General features: G+C 67.6%; 14 protein-coding genes, 2 tRNA genes and 1 pseudogene. 10 read left to right on the top strand and 7 right to left on the bottom strand.

What is annotated here, in order from left to right; genetic code table 11:
• Positions 1-55: 55 nt before the first annotated feature.
• The 5 genes from AC1VVG_RS10025 (at position 56) to AC1VVG_RS10045 (ending at position 3,887) form a co-directional block, all read left to right on the top strand.
• On the top strand, positions 56-1,624 hold the full coding sequence (locus tag AC1VVG_RS10025; RefSeq protein WP_124608911.1) for a protein adenylyltransferase SelO: 1,569 nt from the start codon (positions 56-58) through the stop codon (positions 1,622-1,624).
• 45 nt (positions 1,625-1,669) lie between these two features.
• Positions 1,670-2,101, top strand: a complete 432-nt coding sequence (msrB, locus tag AC1VVG_RS10030) for a peptide-methionine (R)-S-oxide reductase MsrB (RefSeq protein ID WP_034188757.1) — start codon at positions 1,670-1,672, stop codon at positions 2,099-2,101.
• Positions 2,102-2,245: 144 nt separating this feature from the next.
• Positions 2,246-2,776 (top strand): septation protein A, encoded by a 531-nt coding sequence (locus AC1VVG_RS10035; RefSeq protein ID WP_034188758.1) that lies wholly within the window; start codon positions 2,246-2,248, stop codon positions 2,774-2,776.
• A 1-nt stretch (position 2,777) separates the two neighbouring features.
• Positions 2,778-3,086, top strand: a complete 309-nt coding sequence (locus tag AC1VVG_RS10040) for a BolA family protein (protein WP_034188759.1) — start codon at positions 2,778-2,780, stop codon at positions 3,084-3,086.
• 18 nt (positions 3,087-3,104) lie between these two features.
• Complete coding sequence (locus tag AC1VVG_RS10045; protein WP_034188760.1) at positions 3,105-3,887, top strand: peptidylprolyl isomerase; 783 nt, start codon at positions 3,105-3,107, stop codon at positions 3,885-3,887.
• Between the two features lie 132 nt (positions 3,888-4,019).
• Here AC1VVG_RS10045 and AC1VVG_RS10050 read toward each other — a convergent pair whose 3' ends face one another.
• Entirely contained in the window at positions 4,020-4,565 is a 546-nt protein-coding gene (locus tag AC1VVG_RS10050; protein ID WP_034188980.1) for a GNAT family N-acetyltransferase, read from the bottom strand.
• A 5-nt stretch (positions 4,566-4,570) separates the two neighbouring features.
• Positions 4,571-8,635, bottom strand: a complete 4,065-nt coding sequence (purL, locus tag AC1VVG_RS10055; protein WP_482835580.1) for a phosphoribosylformylglycinamidine synthase — start codon at positions 8,633-8,635, stop codon at positions 4,571-4,573.
• Positions 8,636-8,964: 329 nt separating this feature from the next.
• Here purL and AC1VVG_RS10060 point away from each other — a divergent pair, with 329 nt between their 5' ends.
• From AC1VVG_RS10060 to pgi, 3 genes and pseudogenes are all read left to right on the top strand, one after another.
• On the top strand, positions 8,965-10,266 hold the full coding sequence (locus AC1VVG_RS10060; protein WP_482835581.1) for an FAD-dependent oxidoreductase: 1,302 nt from the start codon (positions 8,965-8,967) through the stop codon (positions 10,264-10,266).
• Positions 10,267-10,321: 55 nt separating this feature from the next.
• Positions 10,322-11,867: pseudogene (locus AC1VVG_RS10065) on the top strand (NAD(P)H-hydrate dehydratase).
• Positions 11,868-11,978: 111 nt separating this feature from the next.
• A complete protein-coding gene (gene pgi / locus AC1VVG_RS10070; protein ID WP_059561747.1) occupies positions 11,979-13,601 on the top strand; it encodes a glucose-6-phosphate isomerase in 1,623 nt (540 codons plus the stop codon).
• Positions 13,602-13,673: 72 nt separating this feature from the next.
• Here the strand turns inward: pgi and AC1VVG_RS10075 are convergent, their stop codons facing one another.
• Entirely contained in the window at positions 13,674-14,375 is a 702-nt protein-coding gene (locus AC1VVG_RS10075) for an ABC transporter ATP-binding protein (protein WP_034188765.1), read from the bottom strand.
• On the opposite strand from AC1VVG_RS10075, the gene AC1VVG_RS10080 reads away from it, so the two are divergent.
• Positions 14,374-15,042 carry an arylesterase gene (locus AC1VVG_RS10080; RefSeq protein ID WP_034188766.1) on the top strand — a complete coding sequence of 223 codons (669 nt, stop codon included), beginning with the start codon at positions 14,374-14,376 and terminating at the stop codon, positions 15,040-15,042. The genes AC1VVG_RS10075 and AC1VVG_RS10080 overlap by 2 nt on opposite strands.
• Before the next feature lie 70 nt (positions 15,043-15,112).
• Here AC1VVG_RS10080 and AC1VVG_RS10085 read toward each other — a convergent pair whose 3' ends face one another.
• A complete protein-coding gene (locus AC1VVG_RS10085) occupies positions 15,113-17,047 on the bottom strand; it encodes a SurA N-terminal domain-containing protein (protein WP_034188767.1) in 1,935 nt (644 codons plus the stop codon).
• A 609-nt stretch (positions 17,048-17,656) separates the two neighbouring features.
• Here AC1VVG_RS10085 and AC1VVG_RS10090 point away from each other — a divergent pair.
• Positions 17,657-19,048, top strand: coding sequence for a DUF1254 domain-containing protein (locus tag AC1VVG_RS10090; protein ID WP_482835582.1), 1,392 nt, complete (start codon positions 17,657-17,659; stop codon positions 19,046-19,048).
• A 244-nt stretch (positions 19,049-19,292) separates the two neighbouring features.
• Here the strand turns inward: AC1VVG_RS10090 and AC1VVG_RS10095 are convergent.
• From AC1VVG_RS10095 to lon, 3 genes are all read right to left on the bottom strand, one after another.
• Positions 19,293-19,369 (bottom strand) — tRNA-Asp (locus AC1VVG_RS10095).
• 23 nt (positions 19,370-19,392) lie between these two features.
• Positions 19,393-19,468, bottom strand: a tRNA-Val gene (locus tag AC1VVG_RS10100).
• Positions 19,469-19,673: 205 nt separating this feature from the next.
• Complete coding sequence (gene lon, locus AC1VVG_RS10105) at positions 19,674-22,097, bottom strand: endopeptidase La (RefSeq protein ID WP_012328699.1); 2,424 nt, start codon at positions 22,095-22,097, stop codon at positions 19,674-19,676.
• Positions 22,098-22,286: the final 189 nt, after the last annotated feature.

Consider the following 22,286-nt stretch of genomic DNA (forward strand, 5'->3'; position numbering starts at 1 on the left):
CATGCGGGCGGCGCGGCGCCGCCTTACAATATCGGCTTACCCAGAGGCGCTCAACATGTCGTTTTCCCGAAGCGCAGCCGATGCGGCTGACACTCTCCCCGACCTCGCCGCCACGCTCGGCGCGCCCGCCGCCGGCGCGTTCGTCACGCTCGGCGACGCGTTTCATACGCGGCTGCCGGCCGCGCCGCTTGCCGCGCCGTACGTCGTCGGCTTTTCCGGCGAAGTCGCCCGGTTGCTCGACCTGCCGCCGTCGCTCGCCGCGCAGCCCGGCTTCGCCGAGCTGTTCGCCGGCAATCCGACGCGCGACTGGCCCGCGCACGCGATGCCGTACGCGTCGGTGTATTCCGGCCACCAGTTCGGCGTGTGGGCCGGCCAGCTCGGCGACGGCCGCGCGCTGACGATCGGCGAACGCACCGGCACCGACGGCCGCCGCTACGAGCTGCAGCTGAAAGGCAGCGGCCGCACGCCGTACTCGCGGATGGGCGACGGCCGCGCGGTGCTGCGCTCGTCGATCCGCGAATTCCTGTGCTCGGAAGCGATGCATCACCTCGGCATCCCGACCACGCGCGCGCTGACGGTGATCGGTTCCGACCAGCCGGTGGTGCGCGAGGAAATCGAGACGTCGGCCGTCGTCACGCGCGTGTCGGAGAGCTTCGTGCGCTTCGGCCACTTCGAGCACTTCTTCTCGAACGATCGCCCCGACCTGCTGCGCCAGCTCGCCGATCACGTGATCGACCGCTTCTATCCGGCCTGCCGCGACGCGGACGATCCGTACCTCGCGCTGCTCGAGGCCGTGACGCTGCGCACGGCCGAGCTCGTCGCGCGATGGCAGGCCGTCGGCTTCTGCCACGGCGTGATGAACACCGACAACATGTCGATCCTCGGCGTGACGATCGACTACGGCCCGTTCGGCTTCGTCGACGCGTTCGATGCGAATCACATCTGCAACCACTCGGACAACGGCGGCCGCTACGCGTACCGGATGCAGCCGCGCATCGCGCACTGGAACTGCTACTGCCTCGCGCAGGCACTGCTGCCGCTGATCGGGCTGCAGCACGACATCGCCGACGACGATGCGCGCGCCGAGCGCGCGGTGGACGATGCGCAGGCCGTGCTCGCGACCTTCCCCGAGCGTTTCGGCCCCGCGCTCGAACGCGCGATGCGCGCGAAGCTCGGCCTCGAACTCGAACGCGAGAACGACGCCGACCTCGCCAACAAGCTGCTCGAGACGATGCACGCGAGCCACGCGGATTTCACGCTGACGTTCCGCCGCCTCGCGCAGATCTCGAAGCACGACGCGAGCCGCGACGCACCGGTGCGCGACCTGTTCATCGACCGCGAAGCGTTCGATGCGTGGGCGAACCTCTACCGCGCGCGGCTGTCCGAGGAAACGCGCGACGACGCGGCGCGCGCGGTCGCGATGAACCGCGCGAACCCGAAATACGTGCTTCGCAACCATCTGGCCGAAGTCGCGATCCGGCGCGCAAAGGAAAAGGATTTTTCGGAAGTCGAGCGGCTCGCGCAGATCCTGCGCCGCCCGTTCGACGAACAACCGGAGCATGAAGCGTACGCGGCGTTGCCGCCCGACTGGGCCGGGTCGCTCGAAGTGAGCTGCTCGTCCTGAGCCCGCAACCCGCGCGTATCGACCGACCGATCAGGAGAACCCCACATGTCCCACGATTCCGACGACAAGACCTTCCCGTACCAGAAGGACGACGCCGAGCTGCGCCGCCGCCTCACGCCGATGCAGTATGAGGTCACGCAGCACGCGGCGACCGAGCGCGCCTTCACCGGCGAATACACCGACACCGAGGATGCCGGCATCTACAAATGCATCGTCTGCAGCACGCCGCTGTTCGAGTCCGGCTCCAAGTTCCATTCCGGCTGCGGCTGGCCCAGCTACTTCAAGCCGCTCAACGGCGAGGTGATCGACGAGAAGGTCGACTACTCGCACGGGATGGTGCGCGTCGAGGTGCGCTGCAACCACTGCGGCGCGCATCTGGGCCACGTCTTCGAGGACGGCCCGCGCGACAAGACCGGTTTGCGGTACTGCATCAATTCGGCTGCGTTAAACTTCGAGTCCCGACCCGAAAACGACTGAGCGGCGCCGGGCGGATCGGCGGGGTCGACTCTCGCCGGCCGGCCAGCCCCGGGCTGGCCGCCCCGATCCGCGACGGTGGTGCCTGGCGGGTCCCTACAACGGTGAAAGGCCGCGCGAGCGGCCTTTCACGCAGCTGCGAGCGCCATGAAATTCCTGTTCGATCTGTTTCCGATCATCCTGTTTTTTGTCGCCTTCAAGGTCTGGGGCATCTTTACCGCCACCGCCGTCGCGATCATCGCGACACTGGCCCAGGTCGCATGGGTCGCCTTCCGGCACCGGAAGGTCGACACGATGCTGTGGGTCAGCCTCGGCGTGATCGTCGTCTTCGGCGGCGCCACCCTCGTCCTGCATGACGAGAAATTCATTCAATGGAAACCGACTGTGCTGTACTGGTTGTTTGCGATCGGGTTGCTCGCCGCGCGTTATGCGTTCAGCAAGAACCTGATCGAGAAGATGATGGGCAAGCAGCTCACGCTGCCGACGCCCGTGTGGGACAAGCTGAACGTCGCATGGGCGCTGTTCTTCGCGGTGCTCGGCGTCGCGAACCTGTATGTGGTGCACAACTTCACCGAATCGCAATGGGTGAACTTCAAGCTGTTCGGTACGACGGGCGCGATGGTCGTGTTCATCATCCTGCAGAGCCTGTGGCTCACGAAATACCTGAAGGACGAGTGACATGACGGACGCCTTTCTCCACGCCTCGCCCGACGAGCGCATCGCGCTGATCGAAGCGCGCCTCACCGCGTCGCTGGCGCCGCTGGCGCTCACCGTGCGCGACGACAGCGCGCAGCACGCGGGCCACGCCGGCGCGGCCGCCGGCGGTCATTTCACGGTCACGATCGTCTCGGCCGCCTTCACGGGCAAGCCACGCGTCGCGCGGCACCGGCTGGTGTATGATGCGCTCGCTGATGCGATGCAGCGCGGCATTCACGCGCTCGCGATCGTGGCTTATACGCCCGAAGAATTCAACGAATCTTCAATCTAGTCTCATTAGGAATTCCCGATGATCCTGAAATCCCCCCGCCTGTGGGTCGCGGCGGCTGCTTTCGCAGCGGCACCGGCATTCGCCCAGAACATCGCCGTCGTCAACGGCACGCCGATTCCGAAGTCGCGCGCCGATGCGATGGTCGCGCAGCTCGTCCAGCAAGGGCAGACCGACGGCCCGCAACTGCAGCAGGCCGTGCGCCAGGAACTCGTGAACCGCGAAATCCTGATGCAGGAAGCAATCCGCGAAGGCATCCCGAATCGTCCGGACGTGAAGGCGCAGGTCGCCGTCGCGCAGCAGACCGTCGTGCTGCGTTCGATGATCGAGAGCTTCCTGAAGAAGAACCAGCCGACCGACGCCGAAGTGAAGGCGCGCTACGACGACCTCGTCAAGGGCGCGGGCGGCAACCGCGAATACCACCTGCACCACATCCTCGTCAGCGACGAGCAGCAGGCGAAGGACCTGATCGCGAAGATCAAGGCCGGCGCGAAGTTCGAGGATCTCGCGAAGCAATACTCGAAGGATCCGGGTTCGGGCAAGAACGGCGGCGATCTCGACTGGTCCGATCCGAAGGCGTACGTGCCGGAATTCGCGGCAGCGGCGCAGAAGCTGCAGAAAGGCCAGATGACCGACACGCCGGTGAAGACGCAGTTCGGCTGGCATATCATCCGCGTCGACGACATCCGCGACATCGCACCGCCGCCGCTCGAGCAGGTCAAGGCGCAGATCGCGCAGCAGCTCGTGCAGCAGAAGCTGCAGGCGTTCGAGGAAGGCCTGCGCCAGCAGGCGAAGATCCAGTAACGCCGGCGCGCGTCGCCCGCGCAACGAAAGAAAGCCGCTCTCCGGAGCGGCTTTTTCTTTTGATGCGCCGGACCATGCCATGCAAAAGGCCGCTCCTCAGAGCGGCCTTTTCCGTACCGGACGCGACCCGCGCTACGCGGGATAAAACACGTCGTGATAGCGCACGTCGCCCGATGGCGGCGGTGCCGATTCGTCGAACGACAATGCGAGGAAATACTCGGGCGGCACGCCCGGAAACACGATGCCGTCACGCGGTTCGAACCCGAAACGCGCATAGTACGCCGGCTCCCCGAGCACGACGCAGCCGCGCGCGCCGAGCCGGCGCAGCGCGTCGAGCCCCGTGCGCACGAGCCCCGCGCCGATGCTCTGCCGCTGGCAGTCGGGCAGCACCGCGAGCGGCGCGAGCCCATACCATTGCTGGCTGCCGGACGGCGCGCCGCCGATCGCCACCGGCGAGAACGCGACGTGGCCGATGACGCGCCCGTCGCGCTCCGCGACGAGCGACACGCTCAGCGCGCCGTCCGCGCGCAGCGCATCGACGATACGCTGCTCGAACTGCCCGCCCTGCGGCTCGCCCGCGAACGCCGCGCGGATCACGCGGCCGATCGCGTCGGCCTCGCTCGCGCGTGCGTCGCGCAGCGTGACGACCTCGACCGGCGCGTGCGGATCGAACATCATCGGGATCAGCCGATCCAGCGGCGCGCGTTGCGGAACACGCGCATCCACGGGCTCGCTTCACCCCAGCCTTCCGGATGCCAGCTCATCGTCACCGTACGGTGCACGCGCTCCATGTGCGGCATCAGCACCGAGAAGCGGCCGTCGGCCGTCGTGACCGACGTGATGCCGGCCGGCGAGCCGTTCGGGTTGAACGGATAACGCTCGGTCGCCTCGCCGCGGTGGTCGACGTATCGCATCGCAACCGCGACGCGATCGATGTCGCCCTGCTGCGAGAAATCCGCATAACCTTCGCCGTGCGCGACCGCGACCGGAATCCGCGAGCCTTCCATCCCCGCGAAGAAGATCGACGGCGACTTCTCCACTTCGACGAACGAGAAGCGCGCCTCGAACTGCTCGGACTTGTTGCGCGTGAACTTCGGCCACGCTTCCGCGCCCGGGATCATCGACGCGATGCTCGACAGCATCTGGCAGCCGTTGCAGATGCCGAGGGCGAACGTGTCGGGGCGCGCGAAGAACGCCGAGAACATGTCGGCGAGGTTCGCGTTGAAACGAATCGTCTTCGCCCAGCCTTCGCCCGCGCCCAGCACGTCGCCGTACGAGAAGCCGCCGCACGCGACCGCACCCGCGAAATCGGCGAGCGTCGCGCGGCCGGCGAGCAGGTCGCTCATGTGCACGTCGTGCGCGTCGAAGCCCGCACGGTCGAACGCGTAGGCCGTTTCCAGGTGCGAGTTCACGCCCTGCTCGCGCAGGATCGCGACGCGCGGCCGCGCGCCCGTCGCGATGAACGGCGCGGCGATGTCGTCGGCCGGATCGAAGCTCAGCACCGGCGAGATGCCCGGATCGGCCGCATCGAGCAGCGCGTCGTATTCGGCGTCCGCGCAGGCGGGGTTGTCGCGCAGGCGCGCGATGCGCCAGCTCACTTCGCTCCACGCGCGATGGAGTTCGGCACGCGGCGCGTCGAAGATCTTCTTCGCGTCGCGGTACACCTCGATCACGTCGCGGTCGTTGACCGAGCCGATCACGTGCGAGCACGCCGACAGGCCGAACTCGCGCAGCGCGCCGAGCACCGCGTCGCGGTCGGCCGCCCGCACCTGCACGACGGCGCCGAGTTCTTCCGAGAACAGCGCGCGCAGCGTGCGGTCGTCACGACGGCCGCTCGTCTGCTTCGCCCAGTCCTTCGCGTCGCCGTAGTCGGATTCGTGGTTCGGGTCGAGCGTCAGCATGTCGACGTTCAGCGACACGCCGGCGTGGCCCGCGAACGCCATTTCGCACACCGTCGCCCACAGGCCGCCGTCCGAGCGGTCGTGGTACGCGAGCAGCTTGTCTTGCGCATTGAGCGACTGGATCGCGGTGAAGAAGCGCTTCAGGTCTTCGGCGTCGTCGACGTCCGGCGTCGTGTCGCCGATCTGCTGCGTGACCTGCGCGAAGATGCTGCCGCCCATCCGGTTCTTGCCGCGGCCGAGATCGATCGCGATCAGCACGCTGTCGCCCGCGTCGGCGATGCGGCGCAATTGCGGCGTCAGGTGACGGCGCACGTCCTCGACCGGCGCGAACGCGGAGATGATCAGCGACACCGGCGACACCACTTCCTTCGCGACGCCCTGCTCGTCCCACTTCGTCTTCATCGACAGCGAGTCCTTGCCGACCGGGATGCCGATCCCGAGTGCCGGGCACAGCTCCATGCCGATCGCCTTGACCGTGTCGAACAGCGCGGCGTCCTCGCCGGCCGTGCCGCACGCGGCCATCCAGTTCGCCGACAGCTTCAGCTTGTCGAGCGACGCGATCGGCGCGCTCGCGATGTTCGTGATCGCCTCGCCGACGGCCATGCGGCCCGATGCGGGCGCGTCGATCACCGCGAGCGGCGTGCGCTCGGCCATCGTCATCGCCTCGCCCTTGAAGCCCGCGTAGTCGAGCGCGGTCACCGCGCAGTCGGCCACCGGCACCTGCCACGGGCCGACCATCTGGTCGCGCACCGACGTGCCGCCGACCGAACGGTCGCCGATCGTGATCAGGAACGACTTGCTGCCGACCGTCGGGTGCTTCAGCACGTCGATCGCGACTTCCGACAGCGCGATGCCCGTCACGTCGACCGGCGCGCGCTCGGTCGTCACGCGCGTGACGTCGCGATGCATGCGCGGCGGCTTGCCGAGCAGCACTTCCATCGGCATGTCGACCGGGTATTCGTCGGCGCCCGTCGCTTCGTCGTCGACCAGCTTCAGCTGGCGCTCGTCGGTCGCGACGCCGACCACCGCGAACGGGCAGCGCTCACGCGCGCAGATCGCCTCGAAGCGCGGCAGGTCGGCCGGCGCGATCGCCAGCACGTAGCGCTCCTGCGCTTCGTTCGACCAGATTTCGCGCGGCGACAGGCCCGATTCCTCGAGCGCGACCTTGCGCAGTTCGAAGCGCGCGCCCTTGCCCGCGCCGTCGACGATTTCCGGGAACGCGTTGGACAGGCCGCCCGCGCCGACGTCGTGGATGCTCAGGATCGGGTTTTCCGCGCCGAGCTGCCAGCAGCCGTTGATCACTTCCTGCGCGCGCCGCTCGATTTCCGGGTTGCCGCGCTGCACGGAGTCGAAGTCGAGCTCGGCCGTGTTCGCGCCGGTCGCCATCGAGCTCGCCGCGCCGCCGCCCATCCCGATCCGCATGCCGGGGCCGCCGATCTGGATCAGCAGCGAGCCGGCCGGCACGTCATGCTTGTGCGTATGCTGATCCGCGATGTTGCCGAGGCCGCCCGCGATCATGATCGGCTTGTGATAACCATGCACCTTCCCGCCGACGTTCTGCTCGTACACGCGGAAGTAGCCGCCGAGGTTCGGGCGGCCGAATTCGTTGTTGAACGCGGCGCCGCCGAGCGGGCCGTCGATCATGATCTGCAGCGGCGACGCGATGCGGTCCGGACGGCCGTACGGGCCGTGCGCGTCGTTCGGGTTGCGCTCGCCGACCGGCTGCGCCGCGTCACGTGCGTTTTCCCACGGCTGGCGGGCGTCCGGCAGGTCGAGGTTGGACACGGTGAAGCCCGTCAGGCCGGCCTTCGGACGCGCGCCGCGGCCCGTCGCGCCTTCGTCGCGGATCTCGCCGCCCGCGCCGGTCGCCGCGCCCGGGAACGGCGAGATCGCCGTCGGGTGGTTGTGCGTCTCGACCTTCATCAGCGTGTGCGTGAGCTCGGTATGGCGGCCGTAGCGCTCGCCCGGCTCGCCGGCCGCGCCCGCGTTGCGCGGGAACCAGCGCTCGGCTTCGGCGCCCACCATGATCGACGAGTTGTCCGAATACGCGACGATCGTGCCCTGCGGGCTCAGTTTTTCGGTGTTGCGGATCATCGCGAACAGCGACATGTCCTGCGCTTCGCCGTCGATCGTCCACTGCGCGTTGAAGATCTTGTGGCGGCAGTGTTCGCTGTTCGCCTGCGCGAACATCATCAGCTCGACGTCGGTCGGGTTGCGTTCGAGCTTGCGGAACGCGTCGACCAGGTAGTCGATCTCGTCGTCGGCAAGCGCGAGGCCCAGCTCGACGTTCGCGCGCTCGAGCGCGCCGCGGCCGATACCCAGCACGTCGACGGTCGACAGCGGCTTGGCCGGCAGTTCGTCGAACAGGTGCTTCGCGTCGTCGCGCGCCGCGACCACGCTTTCGGTCATCCGGTCATGCAGCGCGGTCGCGACGGCCGCGCGCGCCTCGTCCGACAGCGCCTTCTTGCCGCCGAGCAGGCCCGACTTCAGCGTGACCGTGAATTCGACGCCGCGCTCGATGCGGCGCACGTGCGTGAGGCCGCAGTGCTGCGCGATGTCGGTCGCCTTGCTCGCCCACGGCGAGACGGTGCCGAAGCGCGGCAGCACGACGAAGGTCTCGGTGGCGCCCTTCTCGCTCGCCGGCTGGAACGGCGCGCCGTAGTGCATCAGCGCGTCGATGCGCGCGCTGTCGTCGGCCGACAGCGGCTCTGCCGCATTGACGAAGTGCAGGAACTGGCCGCGCACCGCGACGATGTTGGCGTCGATTTGCCTGAGCGTGTCGAGCAGACGGGTTTGACGGAAATCGGAGAGGGCCGAAGCGCCGGGAAAACACGAGAAGTGAGCCATGGGCTGGACTGACGTCGATGAGTCGCGCGAGGTGGCGACGTGGGGCGAAAGGAAGGCCGTAATTATACCCGGAAGTCGGGCGCCCAAGACCGGCGATCGGTCGTCCGCATGCACCGCGACGGTGCCCGGGTGCGTGCCGCGCGCGGCGGCCCGCCAGGCCGGCCCGCACGGGTGCGCTGGCAGGCCGCCGTGGTGCGACCGCACGGCGCATGTTCGCCCGCCGCCGGTTCCGGCGCTTTTGGCGCTATCATTCCGGGTTCACCGGGCCGGGGGCCTCAGCGAATTTTCACCGGGCAGCGTGCGCGCCACCCGTCATCGAAGCAATCTCCATGGATGTCATCGTCATCGGCGGCGGAATCAGCGGCGTCGCCACCGCCTACCAGCTGCGCGCGGCCGGCCATCGCGTCTGCGTGGTCGAACGCCACGCGACCGTCGCGCAGGGGGCGACCTACGGCGACGGCGGCGCGCTGCTGCCGAGCCCGCTCGACGTCTGGTTCGGCCCGACCTTCATGCGCCAGCGCCAGCCGCGCGACAGCGGCATCGTCTACAAGCCGGGCCTCAACGGCGGCGTCCGCCGCTTCGTCAAGCAGCTCGGCACGCTGCGCGAGCCCGACGCGTTCGCCGCGCAGTACGCCCGGCTGCGCCCGCTGATCGACGCATCGCGCGACACGCTCGCCGACATCGAGGCGCGCCTCGAACTCGAATTCGAGCAGAAGCCCGGCATCCTGCACGTGGTGCGCGACCCGCGCGACTGGGATGCGCTGCAGCCCGCGCTCGACCTGCTGCGCACGCTCGACCAGCCGTACCGCACGCTCACCGCCGCCGAATGCGCGGCGCTCGAACCGTCGGTACCGGCCGAGCCCGGCTTCGCCGGCGGCGTGCTGCTCGAAACCGAGCGCACCGGCAACTGCCCGCTGTTCGCGAAACTGGTCAAGCAGACGCTCGACGAGCACGGCGTGCAGTTCCGCTTCGGCGCGGACGTCGCCGCGATCCGCGTCGACAGCGGCCGCGCCGCGGTCGAGCTCGCGCCGTCCGGCAACCGGACCGCGGCCCGGGCGCGCGAGGTCGACGTGATTTCCGCCGACGCGATCGTGGTCGCCGCCGGCGCCGGCAGCGTACCGTTGCTCGAACGGCTCGGCTGGCGCCTGCCGCTGCACCCGGTGCGCGTCCACACGCTCACCGCGCCGGTCGCGTACGAGGAACACGCGCCGCACCTGAGCGTCGTCGATTCGATCAAGCGGATCTCGATCACGCGCACCCACCAGCGGCTGCGCGTCGGCGGCGGCGCCGTGCTGCAAAGCCTCGCCGACACCGCGAAGCCGCTCGCCGAGCCGCTGTCCGAGGCCGCGCTCGCGCTGCTCGGCCAGGCCGTTCACGACTGGGTGCCGGGCGCCGCGAGGATTTCGGCCGCGCTGTCGTGGCAAGGCATGCAGCTGCTGTCGCCGGACGGCCTGCCCGTCGTGGGTCCGACCCCGCATCCGCGCGTGTTCGTCAACTTCGGGCATGGCCCGACCGGCTGGGGCCTCGCATGCGGGTCTGCTAAAGTGGTGACCGACTACCTGGGCGGCGACGCCCGGCAGTGGCCCGCCGACACGCGCGCCGCGCTCGGCGCCGGCCGCTTCACCCCCTGACCGCCACGCGGGCTCGCCCCGTGGCGGCATCCTTGCCAGCCGCCACGATCCCGCGATGACCGTTACCCGCCCGCTTCCCGATTCCGACCCGATCGCGCTGCTGCGCGTCGCCGACCTGCGCGCGGCCGAAGCCGACGCCGCCGCGGGCGCTGCCGCCGCACACGCTGATGGGCCGCGCGGGCGCCGCCGCCGCGCACTGGCTGTCCGAGCGCGTCGCCGGCGACGACCGCCCCGTCTGGTTCGCGGTCGGCCCCGGCAACAACGGCGGCGACGCGCTGGTGGCCGCCGCGCACCTCCAGCAGCTCGGTGTCGCGACGCAGGCGTGGATGCCGGTACCGGTCAAGCCGGACGACGCGCAATGGGCGCTCGGCCTCGCCCGCACGGCCGGCGTGCCGCTGTCGGCCACACCGCCCGCCTCGCTGGACGAATACGCGTGGGTCGTCGACGGGCTGTTCGGCATCGGTCTCGGCCGCGCGCTCGACGGCGCATTCGCCGAGCAGGCCGCGCGGATCGCCGCGCATGCGCGCAACGGCGGCCGGGTGCTCGCCCTCGACGTGCCGAGCGGGCTCGACAGCGATACCGGCCGGATCGTCGGCGCGGGTGTCGCCGTCGCGGCCACCCACACGCTCACCTTCATCGGCGCGAAACCGGGCCTCTACACGGGCGACGGCCGCGACCTCGCCGGCGCGATCGACATCGCATCGCTCGACGTCGCGCCGCCCGCCGCGCCGGCCATCGTGCTGAATGCGCCCGCGCGGTTCGTGGCGGCGCTGCCCGCGCGCGCGCATTCGTCCCACAAGGGTACGTACGGCAGCCTGGCGGTGCTCGGCGGCGATACCGGCATGTGCGGCGCGCCGATCCTGGCCGCGCGCGCCGCGCTGTTCGCCGGCGCCGGCAAGGTGCACGTCGGCTTCCTTGGCGCCGGCGCGCCGCCGTACGACCCGCCGTTCCCCGAACTGATGCTGCACCCGGCCGACGGCCTCGATCTCGATGCGATGACCGCGCTCGCCGCCGGCTGCGGGCTCGGTATGCGCGAGGCTGCGGCGACCCTCGTGCGCGATGTGCTCGCGCACGCCGCCGCGACGCTGCTCGATGCCGACGCGCTGAACCTCGTCGCGACGCACGCGGATCTCGCGGCCGCCGTCGCCGCCCGCGGCGCGCACGGCCATCCGTGCGTGCTGACGCCGCATCCGCTCGAAGCCGCGCGGCTGCTCGGCGGCGACACGGCCGCCGTGCAGCGGGACCGCGTCGCGGCCGCGCAGGCGCTTGCCACGCGTTATGCGGCGATCGTCGTGCTGAAAGGCTCGGGCACGGTGATTGCGGCACCCGACGGCCGCGTGACGATCAACCCGACCGGCAACGCGGCGCTCGCCACGGGCGGCACCGGCGACGTGCTCGGCGGCCTGATCGGCGCGCTGCTCGCGCAGCGCGTCGCGCCGTACGAAGCGGCGCTCGCGGGCGTCTACCTGCACGGGCTCGCCGCCGACACGCTGACCGCGAACGGCATCGGCCCGGCCGGGCTCGCCGCGGGCGAACTCGCGCCGATGGTGCGCACGCTGATCAATCGCCTTTTTTATCCGTCGCCGCGCGCCGACACGTAACGCCGCTATACTGACTGCCCCGCCGCACGGCGGGCCCTCTCGTCCGCCGGCCTTCCGATCCCGATGAGCCGGCGCGGCATTCCTCCCGATTCACGCTTCACTCGAACCGCCATGACGCTGAATTCGCTCCCCGCCTGGACTGCCCTTCAATCCCACTTCGAACAGATCCGTCACGCCCGGTTGCGCGACTGGTTCGCGCCGGAAAACGACCGTGCGCCGACCCGCGCCGAACGCTTCACGATTCCGGGCGGCGGTCTCGCGGCCGATTTCTCGAAGAACCGCATCGACGACGAAACCCTGCGCCTGCTCGTGCAGCTCGCACGCGACGCAGGTGTCGAAGCGCGCCGCGACGCGATGTTCGCGGGCGAGATCGTCAACCCGACCGAAGGCCGCGCCGCGCTGCATACCGCGCTGCGCGCGACCGACCCGCAAGCGCCGTTCCACGCGCAGGTGAGCGCCGAGCGCGCGAAGATGGCAACCTTTGCGCGCGCCGTGCGCAGCGGCACCTGGACGGGCTACACGGGCAAGCGCATCCGTCACGTGATCAACATCGGCATCGGCGGCTCCGATCTCGGCCCGAAGATGGTCGTGCATGCGCTGCACCACGTCGCGACGCCGGAAATCTCGACCCACTTCGTGTCGAACGTCGACGGCGCCGATCTCGCGCGCGTGCTCGAACAGGTCGATCCCGAGGAAACGCTCGCGATCATCGTGTCGAAGACCTTCACGACGCTCGAGACGATGACGAACGCCCGCTCGCTGCGCGACTGGTTCGTCGCGCGCGGCTGCCCCGAGGACGCGCTGTCGAAGCACTTCGTCGGCGTGTCGGCGAACCCGGCCGAAGTCGTGAAGTTCGGCATCGCCGCGGACAACGTGTTCGAAATGTGGGACTGGGTCGGCGGTCGCTATTCGCTGTGGTCGGCGGTCGGCCTGTCGATCATGATCGCGATCGGCCCCGAGCAGTTCGACGAACTGCTGGCCGGCGCGAACGACATGGACCGCCATTTCCGCGAAGCGCCGCTGGAACGCAACCTGCCGGTGCTGCTCGGCCTGATCGGCATCTGGTACCGGAATTTCTTCGGTTCGCAGAGTTATCTCGTCGCGCCGTACTCGGAAGCGCTGCACTACCTGCCGTCGTACCTGCAGCAGCTCGAAATGGAGAGCAACGGCAAATCCGCGCGCCTGGACGGCACCTTCGTCGATTACCCGACGTCGGCCGTCACGTGGGGCGAGCCGGGCACCAACGGCCAGCACGCGTTCTTCCAGATGCTGCACCAGGGGCCGACGATCGTGCCGATCGACTTCATCGCGGTGCTGACGCCCGAGCATCCGCTCGCGAGCCATCATCCGAAGCTGCTCGCGAACTGCTTCGCGCAGAGCGAGGCACTGATGCTCGGCCGCACGCTCGACGAAGCGCGCAAGATCGCCGGGCCCGGCAAGGAGGCGCTCGCGCCGCACCTGACGTTCCCCGGCAACCGCCCGACCACGACGCTGCTCGTCGATGCGCTGACGCCGCGCACGCTCGGCGCGCTGATCGCGCTTTACGAACACAAGGTGCTCGTGCAGGCAACGGTGTGGGACATCAATCCGTTCGACCAGTGGGGCGTCGAGCTCGGCAAGATTCTCGGCAAGGTGGTCGAGGCCGACCTGTCGGCCGAGTCGGTCGATCCGGCGAAGCACGACTCGTCGACCACGGCGCTGATCGAGCGCGCCCGCGCGGCGCTGAAGCGCTGACGCGACGGCGTCATGCCCGTGGCGGCCGCGCGGCCCACCCTGCGCGGCCGGCAGAACGATTCACGCGTGGCGCTATGCCGTATGCGGTGTGACGATGCGGCCGGTGTCGAGCGTCACGGTCGTCTCGCAGCGGCGCGCGAGTTCGGCATCGTGCGTGACGAGCACGAGCGTGGCGCCGTGCGTGCGGTTCAGTTCGAACATCAGGTCGATGACCGCATGGCCCGTCGCCGCGTCGAGACTGCCGGTCGGCTCGTCGGCGAACAGGACCGCCGGGCGCGTGACGAACGCGCGCGCGAGTGCGACGCGTTGCTGCTCGCCGCCCGACAACAGCTTCGGGTAATGCGCGGTGCGTTCGCCGAGCCCGACCTGCACGAGCAGCGCGCGGGCCCGGTCGGCCGCCTCGCGCGCGCTGATGCCGCCCCGCAGCTCGAGCGGCAGCATCACGTTCTCGAGCGCCGTCAGGTGCGGCATCAGCTGGAACGACTGGAACACGAACCCGACCGCGCCGTTGCGCAGCGCGGCGCGCTCGTCCTCGTCGAGCTGGTCGAGCACGCGGCCGAGCAGGCGAACCGTGCCGCTCGTCGCGCTGTCCAATCCCGCAAGCAGGCCGAGCAGCGTCGATTTGCCCGACCCGGACGCGCCGACGATCGCGAGGCTGCTGCCCGGCTGCACCGCAAGCGTGATGCCGTCGAGGATCGTCAGCTCGCCCGTCGCATCGGCGACCCGCTTGCATACGTCATGGACTTCGATGATCGGATCGGTAATCTTGAACATGAACACGACATTTCGCTGGAAAAGACGCACGGCGCTCACCGCGCTGCTGGGCACCCTGTTTGCCACCACGCTACCGGCACACGCCGCGACGACGCCGACATCGGGCCAGCCCGTGATCGCCGTGCTCGGCGACAGCTTGTCGGCCGAATACGGGCTGCCGCGCGACACCGGCTGGGTGGCCTTGCTGCGGCAGCGGCTCACGACCGAGCGAATCGATTATAGCGTCGCGAACGCCAGCGTCAGCGGCGACACCACGAGCGGCGGCCGTGCGCGGCTGCCCGCGGTGCTGCAGCGGCTCAAGCCGTCGATCGTCGTGGTCGAACTCGGTTCGAACGATGCGCTGCGCGGCGTGCCGCTCGCAACGACCGAGCAGAACCTGCGCGACATCATCGCCGACGCGCGACGCGCACAGGCCCGCGTCGTCCTGGTCGGCATGTACGTGCCACCCAACTACGGCCCCGACTACACGCAGAAGTTCCACGCCGTCTATACGCGACTGTCGAAGGATCTCGGCGTGCCGCTCGTGCCGTTCCTGCTGGCCGGTATCGAGAACAAGCCCGAGATGTTCCAGGCCGATCAGATGCATCCGTCGCAGCAGGCCCAGGGCGTGCTGCTCGACAACGTGTGGCCGGCGCTGAAGCCGCTGCTCGGCAAGCCGCGCGGCTGACGCCGCCGCCCGGCCGGAAAACGAAAAGCCCCGCTCGAAGCGGGGCTTTTTGTTGCGTGCGAAACGATGCTCAGTCGTCGCCGTCCTGCTTCTGGCTGGACGGCGAACCGTACAGCTTGACCTTCGAGCGATCGCGCAGCGCGCTCAGATAGGCCTCGCCTTCGCTCTGTGCATCGACTTGCGCCATCTGCTGCTGCGCGGCCGCCAGTTGCTGAGGATCGACCGCCGAACCGGGGATCACCGCGTTCACACGGTAGATCGCATAGCCATCCGCACCGAGATCGACCCCGACGTAGGCCGGCAGCGTCTTCGCATCGACCTTGTAGACGGCGCTCAGCGCAGCCGGCGTCAGGCCTTGCGACTGCGTGCGCGACACCTTCTGCGCAGCCGAGAACCCGTCGGCCGATTTCGACTTCTGCAGTTCGGCGAGCTTCGCCGCGCCATCCTTCTTCGCGAGTTCCGCAGCCTGCTCGGCGACGACCTTCTGACGCACGACGTCCTTGATCGCGTCGAGCGCGGGCACGGCCGCCGGCTTGTAGTCGGTCACGCGCGCCGAGATCAGCGTGTTGTTGCCGACGTCGATCGCCTGCGTGTTGTTCCGGTTCTTCACCGAGTCGTTCGCGAACACGGCAGCCAGGAACTTCGGATTGTTCAGCGGGCTCGTCGGCGGCAGCTGCGGATTCGGCGTCGGCGTGACGGTGGCCGTCTGGATCGTCAGCTTGTACTTGTCCGCGGCCGGCTGCAAAGTTTTCGCCTTTTCGTAGACGGTCGACGTGAAGCCTTCCGCGTTGTCCGTGAACGCCTTCGACGCGTACTGCTGCTTCAGGTCGGCCGCGATCTGGTCCTTCACGTCCGCGAACGGCTTCACGGCCGCCGGCTTCACTTCGGTCGCCTTCAGGATGTGGAAGCCGAGATCCGACTGCACGACACCGCTCACGTCACCCTGCTTGAGCGCGAACGCGGCATCGTCGAACGCCTTGCCGCCGGCCGTCGAGCCGCGCGTGATGAAGCCGAGGTCGCCGCCCTTCGCCGCCGACGGCGCGTCCTGCGAGTTCTTCTGCGCGATCTGCGCGAACTGGTCAGGATGCGCCTTCACGTCGGCGAGCAGTTGCTCGGCCTTCGCCTTGGCCGCTGCCTTGTCGGCCGCGCTCGCGCTGCCCGGTGCGGCGATGAAGATGTGGCTCACGCGCACCTGCGCTTCGGTGCGGAAATGCGTCGGGTTGTCGTCGTAGAACTTCTTGATGTCCGCGTCGGTCGGCTGCGCGCTCGCGGCGGCCGCGGCCGGCGAATAGACGAGGTACTGGATCGTCGCGGTCTCCGGCGTCGCGAAGCTCTGCTTGTGCGCGTCATAGTACGCGGTGAGCTGCGCGTCGGTCGGCTGGACCTTCGCGGCGAAGTCGCTCGTCTTCAGCACGAGCGCCTGCACTTCGCGCTGCTGCGCGGCGAGTTCGGACAGGCGTTGCGCGAGGCTCTTCGGCGTGAACGCGCTCGACACGATGCTGGCCGGAATCTGCTGCAGCGCGAGGCTGTAGCGCACGCGCTCCTGATACTGCTCGGGCGTCATCCCCTGGAACGACAGCAGCTGCGCATAGCGCTCGACGTCGATCGAGCCGTCGGGCTTCTTCAGCGACGCGATCATCGGGTCGCTCATCAGTGCGTCGCGCACGGCATTGTCCGATGCGGTCAGGTGCAGACGTTGCGTCTCGTCGGCCAGCACGCGTTGCTGGATCAGGCCGTCGAGCACCTGCTTGCGATGCTCGGGCGTATCGAACATCTTGATGTCGAACTGCCCGCCGAGTGCCTGGCGCGCCTGGTCGATCTGCTGGCGGAACGCGCCGTCGAATTCGACCCGCGTGATCTTGTGCCCGTTGACTGCCGCGACGTTCGCACTATCGTCGAAGAAGCCGCGGAAGCCTTGGATCCCGACGAAACCCAGCCCCGGCAACACGATCAGGAGCAGGAGCGCCATCATCAGGCGCTGGTGATTACGGAAGAAATCGAGCATGCGTGACGGGAAAATTGGACAAAACGCCCGATATTACAACATACGGGGTGGGACGGGAGAAAAGCGGCGACGCCCGCGGCAGGCACCATCGGAAGTACGAGCAAAAATACCCGCCTTTCGGCACGGGGCGCACGCCATCACCGGCCCCCCTCCTCGCGAAACTCCGACAGCCACTCGCCCAATTGTCGCCGTCCCATCGCGGCGGCCCGGGCTCGCAGCACACGATCATTCGTTCGCCGAGCGGGCTTGCCTGATGCGGCGCAGCCGCCATCGGCACCGACGACCGCAAGGCAGGGCCGGGGCCGCGAATCGAGCCAGTCAATGGAAGACGCCGGACACCGGGGCACACGGCACAAGCCTGGCATGCGCGTCCGGGTCTTTGGCCGCGAGCAATGCGACGGCCGGAAAAACGACAAGGATCGACCGCACGACGCCGATCGGTCGATACCGCCCTAACGAGTCGTCGGACTTTGCATATCGAAAATAGATCGTTCGTGCCGCATCGCAAGCCGGATACGCTTTCCGCGCCGTGCAGCCCGTGCCACGCTCATCGACGGAACGATGAAAGGGTGCGGCCCATTCGACCATTCGACCATACCGCACCATTCGATGAGTTTTCTTCACCACGCGCGCCTCGTCGCATTCGCTGCCTCCGTCGGCCTGCTGGCCGGCTGCAACGGGGACAGCGTCGACAGCTCGGGCGCTTCGCCCGCCGCGACGGAAAATGCCGCAAACAGCGCCACGCTGTTCACGATCCCGCTGTACCAGTTCTACGCAACGCGACAGAGCTACATCGCTCAGGGCCTCGCGCCGAATACGTTTCTGCACAATCGCCAGCTGTCCGATGCTTCGTCCACCTCGGTGACGAAGCCCAATCACGACACGCTGTATTCCATCGCCATGCTTCAACTGGACGCGGGCCCTGTTCAGATCGACACGCCCGCCAGCGGCACCCGCTACTTCTCGCTCGCGCTGATGGATGCCTATACGAACAACTTCGCGATTCGCGGCACGAGCGCCGACAACGGCATCGCGAAGGTCTTCTGGGTCGTGGGGCCGAACTGGCAGGGAACCGCCCCGGCAGGCGTCACCGTGCTCCGTTCGTCGACCAACGCGGTGTGGGCATTGGCGCGGACTTACGTGAGCGATGCGAACGATTATCCCGCGGCGTGGGCCGTCCAGAATCAACTGGTCGTGTCGCGACCCGCCGGAACCGGTGTCGCGGCGTGGGACAGCGTGGACACGCAAAAGCCGCCCGGTTATGCCAACTGGCCATCGTATTTTCAGTACGTGAACCGGCTCTTGAAAAAGAGTCCGCCGACGCCGCAGGATACGGCCGTGCTGACGAACGCGCTCGACGTGATAGGCATAGGCCCGACGCAGACCTTCAACCCGTCGTCTGCCGACGCGGCATCGATCGACGCAGGCGCGGCACAGGCGCTGGCGAGTCTGACGGGCGGCGGGACGCAGCAAGCCGCCGCCCAGACGAGTACCGACGCGAATGGCTGGACAGGCGGTCCGGCCGATGTCGGCAACTATGGAACCCAATACACGCTACGGGCGCGCGTTGCGCTGAACGGCCTCGGTGCGCTGCCCGGCAGCGAAGCGATTTACTACACGAGTACGGGAGCGGCGAACGCGTCGGGGGCGAATTACGACGGCAACGGCGTCTATCAGATGACCTTCCCGGCGGGACAGCTTCCTCCGGCGCGCGCCTTCTGGTCATTGACGCTGTACGGCGGCACGAACCAGGCGCAGGCATTCTTTTATCCGAATCCCGATCGAATCTATGCGCTGTCCTATCCGGCGTCGAACTTTCAGTTCGCGAGCGACGGCTCGCTCGTGCTCACCATCAGCCATGTGCGACCCGCGAGCGTACCCGCCAGCAACTGGCTGCCGGCTCCCGCTGGCGCGTTCAATCTGACGCTGCGCACCTACCTGCCGGACACCCCGCTCCTGAACGGAACCTACAAGCTGCCGCAGGTGATACGCGTTCAGTAAGGCCTCCCCGCGCGAGCCGGAAAACCGGCACCTCTGCGCCGAGAACCATGAAAAACCCGCGATCGCGTTCGAGCCGTCGCGGGTTTTTCGTTCCGGCGTTTCCTGTCGTATTGTTTGCTGCCACTCCGCTCGCCGGGCATCGCAAGGTCGAGCCTTGCCGGCGATCATCCCCGCAGTCACGCACCGCACACGAATCGAACGCACAAACAACAATGCCCGCACGAGGCGGGCATTGTTGTTTGTTTGGCGGAGCGGACGGGACTCGAACCCGCGACCCCCGGCGTGACAGGCCGGTATTCTAACCGACTGAACTACCGCTCCTTGGTCTGGCTGAATCCGGAAACTGGTGGGTGCTGAGGGGTTCGAACCCCCGACCTACGCCTTGTAAGGGCGCCGCTCTACCAGCTGAGCTAAGCACCCGTTTCCGATTCGTTCTGACTGCGATCTGCGTTTCCGCATCAACAATCAGCGAGCCCGCAAGTTTAATTCATCCCCGATCATTTTGCCAAGCCTGAACGTGAATTTTTTTAAACGCCCGCACATGCGTTTGGGATGCCCATAAAAAAACCCGCGGACACGCCGCGGGTTTCGTGAGCCACCGTCAGCAACGACGGCGCTCAGGGTCTCAGTGCTTGACGACTTCCGTCGAGCCGGCATCCTTCGCCGCCTCGCCGACCGGTGCTGCCGCCTTCGCTTCTTCTTCCGGCGGCAGCGGCGTCGGCGAACGCTCGAGCGCGAGTTCCAGCACCTTGTCGATCCAGCGGACCGGCACGATCTCGATCGCGTTCTTCACGTTGTCCGGAATGTCCGCGAGATCCTTCACGTTCTCTTCCGGAATCAGCACGAGCTTGATGCCGCCGCGATGCGCGGCCAGCAGCTTTTCCTTCAGCCCGCCGATCGGCAGCACTTCGCCACGCAACGTGATTTCGCCCGTCATCGCGACATCGGCACGCACGGGGATACCCGTCAGCACCGACACCAGCGCGGTCGTCATCGCACCGCCTGCGGACGGACCGTCCTTCGGCGTCGCGCCTTCCGGCACGTGAATGTGAATGTCCTGCTTCTCGAACGCTTCGTCCTTGATGCCCAGACGCCGCGAACGCGAGCGCACGACCGAACGCGCAGCCTCGACCGACTCCTTCATCACGTCGCCGAGCGAACCCGTGCGGATCACGTTGCCCTTGCCCGGCATCACCGCGGCTTCGATCGTCAGCAGATCGCCGCCGACTTCCGTCCACGCGAGGCCGGTAACCTGACCGACCTGGTTTTCCTTCGCCGCGAGGCCGAAGTCGTACTTGCGCACGCCGAGGAACGTGTCGAGGTTCTCGCCGTCGACCTTGATCGCGCCCGATGCCTTCTTCAGCAACAGCATCTTCACGACCTTGCGGCAGATCTTCGACACTTCCCGCTCGAGCGAACGCACACCGGCTTCACGCGTGTAGTAGCGGATGATGTCGCGGATCGCCTGCTCGGTGACCTCGATCTCGCCGTCCTTCAGCCCGTTGTTCTTCTTCTGCTTCGGCAGCAGGTAACGCTGGGCGATGCTGACCTTCTCGTCTTCCGTGTAGCCCGACAGACGAATCACTTCCATCCGGTCGAGCAGCGGCGGCGGGATGTTCAGCGAGTTCGACGTCGCGACGAACATCACGTCCGACAGGTCGAAGTCGACTTCGATGTAGTGGTCGGCGAACGTGTGGTTCTGTTCGGGATCGAGCACTTCGAGCAGCGCCGACGACGGATCGCCGCGGAAATCCATGCCCATCTTGTCGACTTCGTCGAGCAGGAAGAGCGGATTGCGCACGCCGACCTTCGCAAGGCTTTGCAGGATCTTGCCCGGCATCGAACCGATGTACGTCCGGCGGTGACCGCGGATCTCGGCCTCGTCACGCACGCCGCCGAGCGCCATCCGGACGAACTTGCGGTTCGTCGCACGGGCGATCGACTGGCCGAGCGAGGTCTTGCCGACGCCCGGAGGCCCGACGAGGCACAGGATCGGCGCCTTGACCTTGTCGACGCGCTGTTGCACCGCGAGGTACTCGAGGATCCGTTCCTTCACCTTCTCGAGGCCGAAGTGATCCTCGTCGAGCACCTGCTCGGCGTTCGACAGGTCGTTGTTGACCTTGCTCTTCTTGCGCCACGGCAAGCCGATCAGCGTGTCGATGTAGTTGCGCACGACGGTCGCTTCCGCCGACATCGGCGACATCAGCTTCAGCTTCTTCAGCTCGGCATCGGCCTTTTTCTTCGCTTCCTTCGGCATGCGCGCGGCGTTGATGCGCTTCTCGAGTTCCTCGAGATCCGCCCCTTCCTCGCCTTCGCCGAGTTCCTTCTGGATCGCCTTGACCTGCTCGTTCAGGTAGTACTCGCGCTGGCTCTTTTCCATCTGGCGCTTCACGCGCCCGCGGATGCGCTTTTCGACCTGCAGGATGTCGATCTCGGCTTCGAGTTGCGCGAGCAGGTGCTCGAGGCGCTCGATGACCGGGAACATTTCGAGGATGTGCTGCTTCTGGTCGAGCTTCAGCGGCAGGCGCTCGGCGATCATGTCCGCGAGGCGGCCTGCTTCGTCGATACCCGACAGCGACGTGAGGATCTCCGGCGGGATCTTCTTGTTCAGCTTCACGTACTGGTCGAACTGCGACACGATCGCGCGACGCAGCGCTTCCGTTTCGGCGCTGTCCGCGTGATCGGGCTCGAGCGGCATTACGTCGCAGGAGAACTGCGTCTCCTGTTCTTCGATCGACAACGCCTTCGCGCGCTGCAGGCCCTCGACGAGCACCTTCACGGTGCCGTCCGGCAGCTTCAGCATCTGCAGGATGTTGGCGATACAACCGACCTCGTACATGTCCTTTTCGGTCGGTTCGTCCTTGGCCGCGGTTTTCTGGGCGACGAGCATGATGTGCTTGCCGCCTTCCATCGCTGCTTCGAGGGCCTTGATCGATTTCGGCCGGCCCACGAAGAGCGGAATCACCATGTGCGGGAAAACGACGACATCCCGCAGCGGCAGCAGCGGGAGCGTGATGCGTTCCGGCGGAAGAAGTTGGGTGCCTGACATTTCATTTCCCCATGAGTGGAATCAATTGTTCGGTAATTGAGGCCGCCACAACGAATTGCAAGCCTTCAAGTGCGGGAAATATTCGGTAAGAAAGTAACCACCGCGTGTCGAGTCAGAGTTACCCACAAGATAAACGAAAAAAAGCCGCCCACGGTCTCATGAACGGCCTTTTTCGCTGAACATCGTCGG

It is taken from the genome of Burkholderia sp. L-4 (assembly GCF_056856535.1).